13 protein-coding genes are annotated in these 12,009 nt (G+C 66.1%); all 13 read left to right on the top strand.

Features of this window, described 5'->3' with window-relative positions; all coding sequences use genetic code 11:
* Nucleotides 1–2 precede the first annotated feature (2 nt).
* A complete protein-coding gene (locus G9C82_RS07915; protein ID WP_127013799.1) occupies nt 3–1,553 on the top strand; it encodes a sensor histidine kinase KdpD in 1,551 nt (516 codons plus the stop codon).
* 102 nt (nt 1,554–1,655) lie between these two features.
* Nucleotides 1,656–2,261, top strand: coding sequence for a precorrin-6Y C5,15-methyltransferase (decarboxylating) subunit CbiT (gene cbiT / locus G9C82_RS07910; protein ID WP_004964957.1), 606 nt, complete (start codon nt 1,656–1,658; stop codon nt 2,259–2,261).
* Nucleotides 2,258–3,055: a cobalt-factor II C(20)-methyltransferase gene (locus tag G9C82_RS07905; RefSeq protein ID WP_127013798.1), complete on the top strand. Its 798-nt coding sequence runs from the start codon at nt 2,258–2,260 to the stop codon at nt 3,053–3,055. The genes cbiT and G9C82_RS07905 overlap by 4 nt, the downstream gene beginning before the upstream one ends.
* Nucleotides 3,048–3,926, top strand: a complete 879-nt coding sequence (locus G9C82_RS07900) for a cobalt-precorrin-4/precorrin-4 C(11)-methyltransferase (RefSeq protein ID WP_127013797.1) — start codon at nt 3,048–3,050, stop codon at nt 3,924–3,926. The genes G9C82_RS07905 and G9C82_RS07900 overlap by 8 nt, the downstream gene beginning before the upstream one ends.
* Nucleotides 3,926–4,897: a cobalt-precorrin 5A hydrolase gene (gene cbiG, locus G9C82_RS07895; RefSeq protein WP_127013796.1), complete on the top strand. Its 972-nt coding sequence runs from the start codon at nt 3,926–3,928 to the stop codon at nt 4,895–4,897. Before G9C82_RS07900 ends, cbiG begins: the two co-directional genes overlap by 1 nt.
* A gap of 157 nt (nt 4,898–5,054) precedes the next feature.
* Complete coding sequence (locus G9C82_RS07890; RefSeq protein ID WP_127013795.1) at nt 5,055–5,819, top strand: SDR family oxidoreductase; 765 nt, start codon at nt 5,055–5,057, stop codon at nt 5,817–5,819.
* A gap of 220 nt (nt 5,820–6,039) precedes the next feature.
* Complete coding sequence (locus G9C82_RS07885) at nt 6,040–6,966, top strand: precorrin-3B C(17)-methyltransferase (protein ID WP_127013794.1); 927 nt, start codon at nt 6,040–6,042, stop codon at nt 6,964–6,966.
* A 2-nt stretch (nt 6,967–6,968) separates the two neighbouring features.
* Nucleotides 6,969–8,135 carry a precorrin-3B C(17)-methyltransferase gene (gene cobJ / locus G9C82_RS07880; RefSeq protein ID WP_127013793.1) on the top strand — a complete coding sequence of 389 codons (1,167 nt, stop codon included), beginning with the start codon at nt 6,969–6,971 and terminating at the stop codon, nt 8,133–8,135.
* The gene (locus G9C82_RS07875; RefSeq protein ID WP_127013792.1) at nt 8,135–8,410 is read left to right on the top strand and encodes a ferredoxin; all 276 of its coding nucleotides are present in this window, start codon (nt 8,135–8,137) and stop codon (nt 8,408–8,410) included. Before cobJ ends, G9C82_RS07875 begins: the two co-directional genes overlap by 1 nt.
* A complete protein-coding gene (locus G9C82_RS07870; protein ID WP_011224564.1) occupies nt 8,407–9,066 on the top strand; it encodes a hypothetical protein in 660 nt (219 codons plus the stop codon). Before G9C82_RS07875 ends, G9C82_RS07870 begins: the two co-directional genes overlap by 4 nt.
* Entirely contained in the window at nt 9,063–10,286 is a 1,224-nt protein-coding gene (locus G9C82_RS07865; RefSeq protein ID WP_004964930.1) for a CbiX/SirB N-terminal domain-containing protein, read from the top strand. Before G9C82_RS07870 ends, G9C82_RS07865 begins: the two co-directional genes overlap by 4 nt.
* Before the next feature lie 24 nt (nt 10,287–10,310).
* Nucleotides 10,311–10,682: a DUF3209 family protein gene (locus G9C82_RS07860; RefSeq protein WP_004964927.1), complete on the top strand. Its 372-nt coding sequence runs from the start codon at nt 10,311–10,313 to the stop codon at nt 10,680–10,682.
* Nucleotides 10,675–11,940: a PQQ-binding-like beta-propeller repeat protein gene (locus G9C82_RS07855; RefSeq protein WP_127013791.1), complete on the top strand. Its 1,266-nt coding sequence runs from the start codon at nt 10,675–10,677 to the stop codon at nt 11,938–11,940. The genes G9C82_RS07860 and G9C82_RS07855 overlap by 8 nt, the downstream gene beginning before the upstream one ends.
* The last annotated feature ends 69 nt before the right edge of the window (nt 11,941–12,009 follow it).

The following is a 12,009-nucleotide window of genomic DNA, read 5'->3' as shown; positions in this document are numbered from 1 at the left end:
CTATGTTCGAGTACATCCGTTCCGTGGGTCGTGGCTTCTCGTCGACTGGACTCGTTGTCGCCGGCCTCGGCTTCTTCCTGACCCGGTTCACGGTCACGCTGGCGGTTAGCGACGGCACGATGGCGTTCGTCTTCAGTGGCGTGTTGCCACTGGTGCTCGGTCTGGGGCTGTCCGCGTTCGGTGTCGCTCTTGCCGTTGGTGAGTTCGAACACGCCTTCGTTCGGACGGTCACGCTGTGGTGTCTCGCAGGCACTGGCGCGATGTTCGTCCTCGTTCTGGTGACACTGATTGGTAACGGCAGCATGGGGCCGCTGTCAACCGCGGGGAGCCGGTCGTACCTGTCGAACTTCCTCATTGGGGGCGGTGTCGGCGGCGCACTCACTGGCGTCTACGCCGGGCGGTCGAACCGACAGCAACACGAACTCGAACAGCAGGCTGCCAGGCTGGACCTTGTCAACCGCATCCTTCGAGACAGAGTCCTGAACGCACTGACGGTCATCCAGGGCCGGGTAGAGATTGCGGAATCACGGGACGGTGTCAGCACGGCCGACATCCTGTCAGTCATCGACGACCGCTCGGCCGGCGTCCAGCAGGTCGTCGAGAACATGAAACACATCACCCACGGCGGCGCCGACCTGTCGCTGGACGCCGTGCCTGTGGTCCCATGCGTGGAGTCGGGAGTCGACGCCGTCCGCGAGACACACCCGTCGGCCGACTACGACCTGCGGGCCGACGTGCCCCCGGACCTGCAGGTGCGGGCCAACACGATGCTTGACAACCTCGTCGCGCATCTGGTCGAGAACGCGGTCGTCTACAATGACAGCGACAGCCCTCGCGTCGAGGTTGGGGTCACCGCCACCGAGGACACTGTCGCCATCAGCGTCAGCGACAACGGCCCGGGACTGCCCGAGCGACAACTCGACTTGCTTGCCCGCGGTGAAATCGGTTCCTACGAGGACCGCTCAACCGGCTTCGGGCTGGACCTCGTTCGCTTGCTCATCCGGAGCTACGGTGGGCGGACGGCGGCCACCGTCACGGATGACGGAACGACAGTCACGCTGACATTGCCGCGTGTCTCTGCCGAAGACGGCGTCGTGAGGGCTACGCCCGACGATGTGCTGGGACTCTCGCCACGCCGCCTGAGCGTGGCTGTCGGGGCGTCGCTCGTCGCCGCCGTCGTCATGGGCGTCCCGATGCAGGTCCTCTCCGGGGGCGTCCCGGTCGTCGGGGCGCTGTACGGCGTCGAGAACGCGCTGGTTGGCTGGCTCACACACGGGTTCCACAGCGTCGTCTTCGGACTGGTGTACGCCGCCTTGGTCCGAACCGCGCCAGCCCATCTCCCCGACCGGCTCCGATACTACGGAATCGCCCTCGGCTGGTCGCTCGCACTCTGGTTTGTGGCAGCCGGGCTCGTCATGCCGGTGTGGCTCTCGCTTGTTGGTATCGAGGCGAGCCTCCCGAACCTCAGCGCAGCGGCGCTGCTGTCCCATCTCCTCTGGGGTGGCTCTCTCGCCGCGCTCTACCACTACGGCTGCCGTGTCTGGCCTCCCTGACCCGCGTATGTGACCAACGTCGGTCGCCGAACCCTGCTATCATCCGCACTTGGACTAATACAACCAAAATTGTTTTACGCGCTACTGTAGTTGTATAGCGTGATGTCCCGCGTCTCGCTCCCACACGATGCGAAGGCCGGTCCCACCAAGCCGGAGGTCCGGGCCGTCCTCGCCAGCAAACTCGCTCTCACCGGGTCCGACCACTTTGCGGAGGTCGGTTCCTGTACCGGTGCCGTCACCATCACGGCGGCGCGCCGGGCCGGGCGTGTCACTGCGCTCGAACGCAAGGGGAATCGACTCGACGTGACTCGCAAGAACCTCGCCGCCAACGACGTTGACGCTGATGTCGAATTGCGCGAGGCCGAGGCCCCGGAGGGCTTGCCGGACGACGCCGACGTCCTCTTCCTCGGCGGGTCACGCAACTATGAAGCCATTCTCGACCACGCGGTCGAAACCGGCGTCGACCGAATCGTGATGAACGTCTCGCGGCTCGAAGTCGCCGGCGCGGCGACAGAGGCCTTCCGCGAGCGCGACATTCTGGAAGAGGTTGTCCAGTTTCAGGTGAGCCACGGCTACGAACTCGCCGGCGCGACGAGCTTCAACTCGGAGAACCCGGTGTATATGCTTGTCGGCAGCGCCAGCGAGGACGTTGCCGCCGACGGCGGGTCACCGACTGAGACTGAGGCGACCGACGGAGGCCAGCGATGACACTCTACGGCATCGGCCTCGGCCCCGGGCAGCCCGACCTGGTAACCGTCCGTGGGAAGCGCGCGCTGGAATCCGCCGACGTGGTGTACTCGCCGGGGCGGCTCTCGCGGTCGGTCGCGACCAAGCACGTCCCCGAGGAGCGCATCGGCGACCTCGACTTCCCCATGACACGCGACGAGGAGAAACTCCGGGCGGCCTGGAAGGAAGCCGCCGCCGAAATCGCGCCGACCGCCCGCGACGGCGACGCCGCCTTCGTCACGCTTGGAGACCCGAACGTCTACTCGACCTTTGGCCATCTCCGGCGGACGCTCGCGGCGTTTCACCCCGAAGTCGACCTCGAAGTGGTGCCCGGCGTCAGCGCTATGTCGGCGTTTGCGACCGCGCTTGGCGTCGAAATCACCGCCGGGTCGAGCTTGGCGCTGCGTGAGGCCGACCGCGGCGCGTCGCCGACCGGCCCCGACCGGATGATTCTGTTCAAGGTGACCGACGCGCCGGCCACTCACGAAGGGCTGGTTGAGGCCGGCTATGACGTGGTGTACGGCCGCCGGCTGTTCATGGAACAGGGCGAGACGGTCGTGACCGAAGACCCGACCGATATCGATGAGCGAGACTACTACACGCTAGCCTACGCCGAGAAGCCCGAGACGCGCGTCGAGCAGGCGACCGACGCCTTCCTCGAAGCGGCCGACGAGAGCGGTGTCGTGACCGACGGCGGCGAGAACGGGTCCGGGGAAGTAGTGCGACAGGAGCGCTCTGCAGCCGCCCTTTGCGGCGACGAGGTGCAGCATGACTGACGAGACTGACGAGACGGACCCACAGACGGCAATCGACTCTGTCGCTGGGAACCGAGACGACCGCGTCTACGAGTACAGTGCCGGCGACGAGCAGGAGGGCATTCCCTTCGTCGGAGCCGGGCCGGGCAACCCCCGGCTGCTGACCGTCGCTGGCCGGGAATTGCTGGCTGACGCCGACCTCGTGGTCCACGCCGGCTCGCTCGTCAACAGCGAACTGCTGGAGGAGTACTGCGAGGACGCCGAAACGGTGTCCTCTATCGGCAAGGACCTCGAAGAGCTGATTCCGCTGATGCGGGACGCCTACGAGGCCGGCGACACCGTTGTCCGCCTTCACAGCGGCGACCCTGCCATCTACGGCGCGGCTCTGGAGCAGATGGACGCGCTCGAACACGAGGGCGTCCCGACCTACATCGTCCCCGGCGTCACCTCTGCCTTCGCCGCCAGCGCGACGATGCGAACCCAGTTGACACTGAACGAGGTCGCCAACCACGTCGCCTTTACGCGCCCGCAGGGCAAGACGCTGGACGAGGACGAGGACCACATCTCCGAGTTCGTCGGTATGGGCGATGTCACGACCTGCATCTATCTGGGGACCCACGCCGTCAGCGAGACGATGGACCGGCTGCTCGAAGACGGCCACGACCCCGAAACCCCAGTGGCGGCCATCTACCACGCGTCCTGGCCCGACGAGGACGTCATTGAGGGAACGATAGCCACCATCGGCGAGAAGCTGGCGGACGCGGGCTATCGCGCTTCCGCAATGGTCGTCATCGGTGATGCTGTCGGCGGCGAGGACTACGAGCGGTCGTTCCTCTACGGCGACTGGGCGAATCGCGGGAGCGACGCGGATTCACAGGAGGCTGATGACTGATGAGCACCGACACAGACGACGACTCCGGTTCGCATGGTTGCAAAGCACCTGACTCAGACGGCGAAGTAGCAGAGAATATTGCCATCGTGGCCTTCGAGCGGAAGATGGACACGGCCGAGGACATCGTCGACGGTATCGGCGACCGCTACAAGTCCATCGATATCCTCGAATACCACGGCGACGTGTTCGAGGAGTACTGGGGCGAATACGACTGCTTCATCGGCCTGATGGCGAGTGGCATCGCGATGCGCAAGACGGCCCACTTGCTCGACGACAAGTGGGACGACCCCGCAATCTGTGTCGTCGACGAGGAACTTACGTGGGCCATCCCAATAACTGGCGGCCACCACGGCGCAAATCAGGTCGCTGACGACCTCGCAAGCATGGGCGCGGTGCCGGCGATGACGACCGCAAGCGAGGCTGCCGACAAGCAGGGCGTGGAGAAGCAGGCCAAGGCGCTGGACGCTCACGTGGTCAACGGCGACTCGACCGTGGCGACGAACCTCGCCGTGCTGGACGATGAACTCGGCCCTATCGAGCGCCTTGACGGGCCGAAGGCCGTGCTGGTCGACGACGACGTGACCGTCCTGAAGCGGAACAAGGACGACGGCGTCGTGCTCGGTTGTGGCAGCGTTGCCGGCGCGGATGTCGAGCAGTTCCACGCGGCCTGGAAGCAGGCGCTGGACGAGGCCGACCTCGACCGCGACGATGTGGAGTTCGTCGCAACGGGCACCCGGAAAGCCGACGAGGAAGGCATGCTCGCCGCTGCTGAGGAGTGGGGACTGGGTGTCATCGCCTTCGAGAAGGAGACCTTGGAGGGGTTCGAGGGGCCGACCCCCTCGCGGTCGAAGGAACTCATCGGGTGGCCGGGCATCGCTGAGGCGTCGGCCATCGCCGCCGGCAGCGAACACGACCTGCTGGCCGAGAAGACCCGCTACGACGAGGCTGTGACCGTCGCTATCGGGCGCTAACCTCGCTTTTTGTCAGCCATTGGGTTTTGGTTCCAGCTTTTCGCAACCGAGCAGCTACTGAACTATCCTTAGCAGCGAGTCCACAGCTGTCCCGAGTTCCTGTCACCGTACAACTCTAAACTTATTTATTATGTGCGCCTGTGATGACAAATGGCGCATGACAACACTACTCGAAGACAAGGTGGCGGTCGTTACGGGCGGCGCAAGCGGGTTCGGCCGGGCCATCTGCCGACGGTACGCGGAGCACGGCGCAGACGTTATCGTTGCGGACCGACAGCAGGACCCCCGTGAGGGCGGCAAACCGACCCACGAACTGGTCGAAGCTGAGACCGACCGAACGGCCCACTTCGTCGAGTGTGACGTGACCGACCCCGACGACCTGGAGGTGGCCGTCGCCGCGGCAGAGGAACTGGGCGGTATCGACATCATGGTCAACAATGCCGGCATCTCTGAGATAGCGGATTTCTACGAGACCACGGAGGAGGACTACGACCGGCTGATGGATGTGAACACGAAGGGTGTATTCTTCGGCGCACAGGTCGCAACCGAGGCGATGCGGGAGAACGGCGGCGGCACCGTGATCAATATGTCCAGCTCCGGCGGCATCCGCGGCACCGGCCTGCTGGTCAACTACTGCACTTCGAAAGGCGCAGTTCGGCTGTTCACCTATGCGCTCGCAGACCGCCTGAGCAACTACGACATCCGGGTCAACGCCATTCATCCGGGCTACAGCAAGACCCAGATGTTCGAGGACGAGCGCATCGACGACACGACGAAGATGATGCTGAAGGAACTCATCCCTTCGGGCCGCTTCGGCGAACCCGAGGAGATCGCTGACGTGGCGACGTTCCTCGCCAGCGATATGGCCTCCTACGTCAACGGCGAGAGCGTTGTAGTCGACGGAGGACTGACGAACACCTGACCGAGAGGTACCGAACTGTTTGCGCTGCGATTCGTCGACGTGAGTACGGTTGCACAGCCACCGCTCTCGACTCTTCCCCGAGCTCGTATACAACCAAACTACCCCTTCCCAACACCTGCGCTTGGACTAATACAAGCACAATTGTTTTATGCGAAAGCGGCGTTGTACTCACCATGCGCCACAGTATCGAGATTCGACCGGCGGCCCTCGGAGACTCAGGATGAGCAGTGACGGACGCCAGTCGACAGCGGCCGCGGCCGAGGCGACGCGTCCGGCCGACTACGGGACGCTGTACGTGGTCGGCATCGGGCCGGGCCTCCCCCACGACATGACCCAGCGGGCGAAAGACGTCATCCAGTCCGCTGACTGCATCATCGCCTCGAACCTCTATCAGGAGTTCCTCCGGAAGGACGGGACGCTCCCGCCCCAGTCGGCTGAACTCGACGGCGAAACCGACGACGGCGAAATCGCTGGCGAAGAAGGGGCTGTGCTGGAGCGGCCCGACGGCAGCCGACAGACCCTCATCCGGTCGTCAATGGGCAAGCAGGTCGAACTCGCCCGCGAGGCATTCGAGCGGGTCCGCGCCGGTGAAGACATCGCCCACGTCTCCGGCGGCGACCCGAACGTCTACGGGAAGTCCGACCTGCTGTTTACGATGGCCGATGCCGACGACGCCGACGACGTGCCAATCGAAATCGTCCCCGGCGTGACCGCGGCGCTGTCCGGCGCGGCGAACCTCGGAGCGCCGCTGTCGAACGACTTCTGTACGATTTCGCTGTCCGACAAGTGGCGCGGCTGGGACGAAATCGAAGAGAAGCTCCGGGCGGCCGCTATCTCGGGGTTCGTCGTCGTCCTCTACAACTGCTGGCGCGACTACGAGCGAGCCGTCGATGTTCTGCGGGAGGAGCGAGCGGACGATGTGCCCGCTGCTATCGTCAACGACTCTGGCCGCGGCGAGGCCGGCCGGAACCTCGACGACGAGACGGAGACCATCACCACGCTCGGCGAACTGTCCGAGCACGACGACAAGGTCGGCGGCATGGGTTCATCCATCGTCGTCGGCACCCATGAGACCGAAGTCTGGCGCAACGACTACCAGGAGTTCCTCGTCACCCCGCGCGGCGGGCGTGACGTCGACGATTTCTGACAATGAGCACTGACAACACCACCGACGCAAGTACCGAGACAGAATCGAAGTGTGGCGCAAGCGAGGCTGGCGAGGCGCGCAGCGCCTCGAAGAACGCGAGTAGCGCGGAACGGAGTTCCGCGGACCGTTCGAGCGGGCAAGGCCCGCGAGAAGACGGCACGGCCGCGAGCGAAGCGGAAGCAGAGACCGATACCGCCTCCAAGTGCGGCGCGAGTTCGGCGAGTTCGTCCACAGAAACGACACCGGACACGAGCGACGACAGCGCCTCGAAGTGTGGGGCCTCGTCGTCGTCCGAATCGTCATCCTCGTCCAGCAGTAGTTCCTGCGGCGCGTCCTCGTCCAGTGAGTCGGACGAAGAGGAGGAAGTCGGTGCGACCGTTGACGACTTCGACGCCGAGCCGGGCCAGCTCATCGCCGTCGGCCTCGGCCCCGGCCAGCCGGAGGGGATGACTGCCCGCGCCCGCTCCGCGCTGCTGGACGCCGAACACATCGTCGGCTACACGACCTACGTCGAATTGCTGCCCGACGAGATTACTGAGGGAGCCGACGACATCTACAACACGCCGATGTGCGGTGAAGTGTCTCGAACCGAAGAGGCAATCGACCGTGCGCTGGCGGGCAACGACGTGGCCATCATCGGCAGCGGCGACCCGAACGTGTACGCGCTGGCCGGCCTCGCACTGGAGATAATCGAATCTAAGGGCGCGACGGCGACGATGCTCGATTTCGACGTGGTTCCGGGCGTCCCGGCGGCCCAGTCCTGTGCGGCCCGCGTCGGCGCGCCGCTGGTCAACGACACCGTTTCCATCTCGCTGTCGGACCACCTCACCGACATGCCGACAATCGAGTCCCGGCTCCACGCCGCCGCCAAGGAGGGCTTTACCATCACCATCTACAACCCCTGGAGCCGCAAGCGCCGGGACAACTACGAGAAGTGCTGTGAAATCCTGCTGGAACACCGCGACCCCGAGACCCCTGTCGGCGTCGTCCACGCCGCCGGCCGCGAGGACGAGCAGGTCGAAATCGTCGAACTCGGCGAACTGCCCGAACTCGGCGAAACTGACCTCGTGGACATGACCACCACCCTCCTCGTGGGCAACGAGGACACCTACGTCTGGGACGACCGGATGGTGACCCCGCGGGGCTACGAAACCAAGTACGACTACTAATGTACCGAATCACTATCGACCGCGACGCCTGCGACGGCGTGTTTGCCTGTCTCGTCCGCGACGACCGCTTCGTCGAGGATAGCGAGGGACTGGCGGCCATCGAGACGGACGACCGGACGGCAATCGAAGCCACCTTCGACGACGACCGGCGGGACGATGCCGAGCAGGCCGCTGCGGCCTGCCCGCTCGATGCGATTCACGTGGAGTCCGTCGAGGAGGACGCCGGGGCCGCCGATACACCTGCCGCCACCGACCACGAGGAGGTCCAGCCATGAGCGTTGAAACCGGTGCGCCAAACGATATGCTCGCAGCCCACCCCGAGACGGCGTACTTCTGGGGTCGGGTCACCGGCGACGGCGAGTGCGAGGACGGCTGTATCACTGTCCGGACGAACGACGAAACGGCCGCTCGGCGGCTCGCCTCCATCGCCGGTGCGGAGCGGGCCGACCGCCGCATCGTCGAGCGGGCGTATGCCCACGACACCTCGATTACCCGTCAGGAGGAGGAGTTCACGGTGCAGGTCGTCGGCAGCCTCGCTGACCGCGCGAGCGCCGCGCTTGGCCTCCCGTTCGACGGCGAGTCGGGCGGCTACCGCTTCGACGCGCTGGCCGACTACGACCGCCAGCTCCTCCGCGGCCTGCTCGAAGGCTGTGGCACGGTGTGTTTCAAGTCCGACGACGAGGCGGTCGGTATCTCCTTCGTCCACGAAGACGAGCGACTCCTCCGGACGATACAGACGCTGCTCGACCGCTGTCCGGTCGACGCGCCCTACGACGAGCTCTCGGAGACCTCGTCGGGCTACTGGTTCGGTGTGGCCGACGACGCGGCACCTGTCCTCGGTGACTGGCTGTACGAGGGCAGCGAAGAGACGGGGCTGTTCGCGCCGAGCCGCCGGCGCAAGCTCCAGAAAAGCATTGAACGAGTCCGATGAGTGAAGCTATCACCGCGCCGGAGACGCTGGACGACGAAGCGGTGCTGCTGGTCGGCCACGGCTCCCGGCGCGAGAAGTCGAACGAACAGGTCCGCGACCTTGCGGTCGAACTGGAGGGCCGACTCGGCATCCCGGTCGACGCGGCTTTTCTCGAACTGGCCGAGCCGGCTATCGACGAGGCCATCGCGGGGCTGGCCAGAGCCGTCTCGCAGGTATCGGTGGTCCACCTCTCCCTGTTTGCCGCCAGTCACGTCAAAAACGACGTGCCGCTGGCCGTCGAGCAGGCCCGTGAGGCCCACCCTGAACTGACCATCAACAACGGCGCGCATCTCGGTGTCCACCCGGCCCTGCTGGACTTGCTGGACGACCGCGCGGCGGCCGTCGAGGCCGAACTGGGCGTCGACCGGGAGGAAGACGATGTGGCCGCCGTCGTCTGCGCCCGTGGCTCCAGCGACCCGGACGCCAACGCCGACGTGCACAAGCTCGCTCGCCTGCTGTACGAGGGCCGCGAGTTCTCGCGGGTCGAGGCGTCGTTCATCGGCGTCACCGAGCCGTTGCTCGATGACACGCTACACGACATCGCCAAGACGCGACCCGACGCCGTTGTCGTCATCCCGTACATGCTCGGGGACGGCGTGCTGACCGGCCGCATCAAAGACGGCGCACGCGAGTTCGACGAGGAATACCCCTACGTCGACGCCGCGCCGGGCGAACCGCTCGGGACCGACACGCGCCTGCTGGACGTGCTGGGCGACCGCTGGCAGGAGGCCCGAACCGGCAGCGTCGAGATGTCCTGTGACACCTGCAAGTACAAGGTCGAACTCGACGGCTACGAGGAGGACCAGGGCGGCGCTCGCGCGATGCTCCGGGCGCTGACCCATCAGGCCGAACACGCCGACCGCGAGAACGTCGACGACGACCCGCACGTCCACGACGCCCCGGAAAAACACGTCGCCGTCTGTACGAACCAGACCTGCGCCCAGGACGGCGCGCCAGCGGTCCTCGAACGCCTGCGGCAGGCCGCCCGCGACAGCGACCAGTGCGACGCCCGCATCACGCGGTCGTCGTGTCTCGGCCGCTGTGGCGAGGGGCCCATGGTCGCCGTCTACCCGGACGGCGTCTGGTACGGCGGCGTTGAGGACGAGGACGCCGCCGAGATTGTCTCCTCACATCTGGACCGCGACCGCATCGTAAGCGAACTCGTCGACCAGACCCTTTGAGCACACACCCAATTCATTACACACATGAGCTGCTACGAAATCGAGGCCCTCCGACTGGGTCTCATGAACGTTCTCGGTACCGAAGACGACCACGCGCGCCAGCACGCGGAACAGGAGCTGGAGGGCCACATGACCGGCCCGATAGAGGCCCTCGCCGGCGCGAAGACGCTCGCCGCCATCGAGCGCCACCTCGACGCCGCGCTCGTGGACCTCGAAGAAGAGATCGCCGCAACCCCCGAAGACGACCCCGAGTACGACTACCTCCGGGGTCGACTCGTCGCTGTCCGTGACGCCGAGCGGGCGGTGTCGCGCATCACCATGCAGGGCGAGGATGTCCTCGCCGGGCTCGGTGAGGCCCACGACGTGCTTCACGAGGCCTTCCCGGTCGATGAGTAGCCAGCGCGCCCCGACCGTCGGCCTCGGGGACGTAGCGCCGGCCCGCTCGCGCCATCAGGGCCGCCGCTCGGCGGTCACGCTGACCAGTAGTCTCGCGGTCGTCGGCACCGCTGATGGGGACCTGCAGGCGTTCGACGTGTCGGCGGACGCCGGTCCGCTACACCGGCGCTGGCAGTACGGCACGGATGGCGAACCGAGTGTCGTCGCGGCGGTGCCTTTCGACGGCGGTGTCGTCACTGGCGAACGCAGCGTCCGCGGCGAGATCCGCTGTCACGATGCCGGCGGCGACCTGCGATGGCGGTACGAAACCCGCGGGGACCTCGGCGAGGCCCAGCAGGAGACGCGCTTCTTATTACCTTTCGTCGCCAGCCTCGCCACCGACGGTGACCGCTGCTACGCCGCAGCCCGGCGATACGAACGCCGGACCGACGACGACGGGAACGACCTTCGCCACTTCGAGAGCGTCGTCTACGCCTTCGGAGCTGATGGCTCCATTGACTGGACATACCGGACCGACGGCTCACCCATCTCACTCGATGCTGACAAGAACCGCGTCGCCGTCGCGTACAACCGGTGTCCTGGCGACCACCAGCACGGCCTCGTCGTCCTCGACGCCGACGACGGTGACCCGCGCTGGATGTGGGACCCCGGGACCGACGGCCAGCGCCGTGTCGGCGACGTTGCGCTGCTGGCTGACGGCGCTGTTGTCTCCAGCCACGGCGATTACCGCGGCTACCGGCTCGACAGCGGCGGCCGGGAGCGCTGGCGCGTCCCACTGGCGACGCCGACCGACGTGGCCGGTGACACCGTCTACGCGTACCCGAACCACGTCCACGCGACGGACGAGGGCGCGGTGTTCGTCACCGGCAACACATATCCAGAGGACGGCCGTGAAACGGACGCCCGCCACCCGAACGAGCACACCGCCGCTGGTGTCTCGCTCGATGGTGACCGCCGCTGGGACGCGCCCGTGGGCGGCTTCGCTAGCGGACTGGGAACTGATGGCTCGCTGCTGGCCGTTCCCGGCGCGCAGAACTTCCGGGACCGCGACGCCGACGACCACGCGCTTCGACTGTTCGATGTTGTCGACGGCCCCCTCGACACGTTGGACACCGACGGCGTCGTGACGGCAGCCGCAGTCTCCGATGGGACCGCTGTTGCTGTCGAGGAACCGGTCGTTTACCACGACGAGGGCCACGAACGTGGCGCGTACCGATTGCATCGAATCGAGACACCCGTCGCTGACGCGTCGACGTAGCGATCTCGGCTGTAACGGCACTCCAGACGACTTTTTGCTGTCCCCGGTTTGGCTCCGATTACTGTGTTA

Source organism: Haloarcula sp. R1-2 (assembly GCF_011627385.1).
Lineage (GTDB): Archaea > Halobacteriota > Halobacteria > Halobacteriales > Haloarculaceae > Haloarcula > Haloarcula marismortui.
This window is presented reverse-complemented; position numbering and strand designations above follow the sequence as displayed.

Coding starts and splice junctions, on each gene's coding strand:
- cobJ (WP_127013793.1), top strand. CDS start 6,969: ATGAGCACTGACAACACCACCGACGCAAGTACCGAGACAGAATCGAAG.
- G9C82_RS07890 (WP_127013795.1), top strand. CDS start 5,055: ATGACAACACTACTCGAAGACAAGGTGGCGGTCGTTACGGGCGGCGCA.
- G9C82_RS07905 (WP_127013798.1), top strand. CDS start 2,258: ATGACACTCTACGGCATCGGCCTCGGCCCCGGGCAGCCCGACCTGGTA.
- G9C82_RS07900 (WP_127013797.1), top strand. CDS start 3,048: ATGACTGACGAGACTGACGAGACGGACCCACAGACGGCAATCGACTCT.
- G9C82_RS07915 (WP_127013799.1), top strand. CDS start 3: ATGTTCGAGTACATCCGTTCCGTGGGTCGTGGCTTCTCGTCGACTGGA.
- G9C82_RS07860 (WP_004964927.1), top strand. CDS start 10,311: ATGAGCTGCTACGAAATCGAGGCCCTCCGACTGGGTCTCATGAACGTT.
- cbiT (WP_004964957.1), top strand. CDS start 1,656: ATGTCCCGCGTCTCGCTCCCACACGATGCGAAGGCCGGTCCCACCAAG.
- G9C82_RS07855 (WP_127013791.1), top strand. CDS start 10,675: ATGAGTAGCCAGCGCGCCCCGACCGTCGGCCTCGGGGACGTAGCGCCG.
- G9C82_RS07885 (WP_127013794.1), top strand. CDS start 6,040: ATGAGCAGTGACGGACGCCAGTCGACAGCGGCCGCGGCCGAGGCGACG.
- G9C82_RS07875 (WP_127013792.1), top strand. CDS start 8,135: ATGTACCGAATCACTATCGACCGCGACGCCTGCGACGGCGTGTTTGCC.
- G9C82_RS07865 (WP_004964930.1), top strand. CDS start 9,063: ATGAGTGAAGCTATCACCGCGCCGGAGACGCTGGACGACGAAGCGGTG.
- cbiG (WP_127013796.1), top strand. CDS start 3,926: ATGAGCACCGACACAGACGACGACTCCGGTTCGCATGGTTGCAAAGCA.
- G9C82_RS07870 (WP_011224564.1), top strand. CDS start 8,407: ATGAGCGTTGAAACCGGTGCGCCAAACGATATGCTCGCAGCCCACCCC.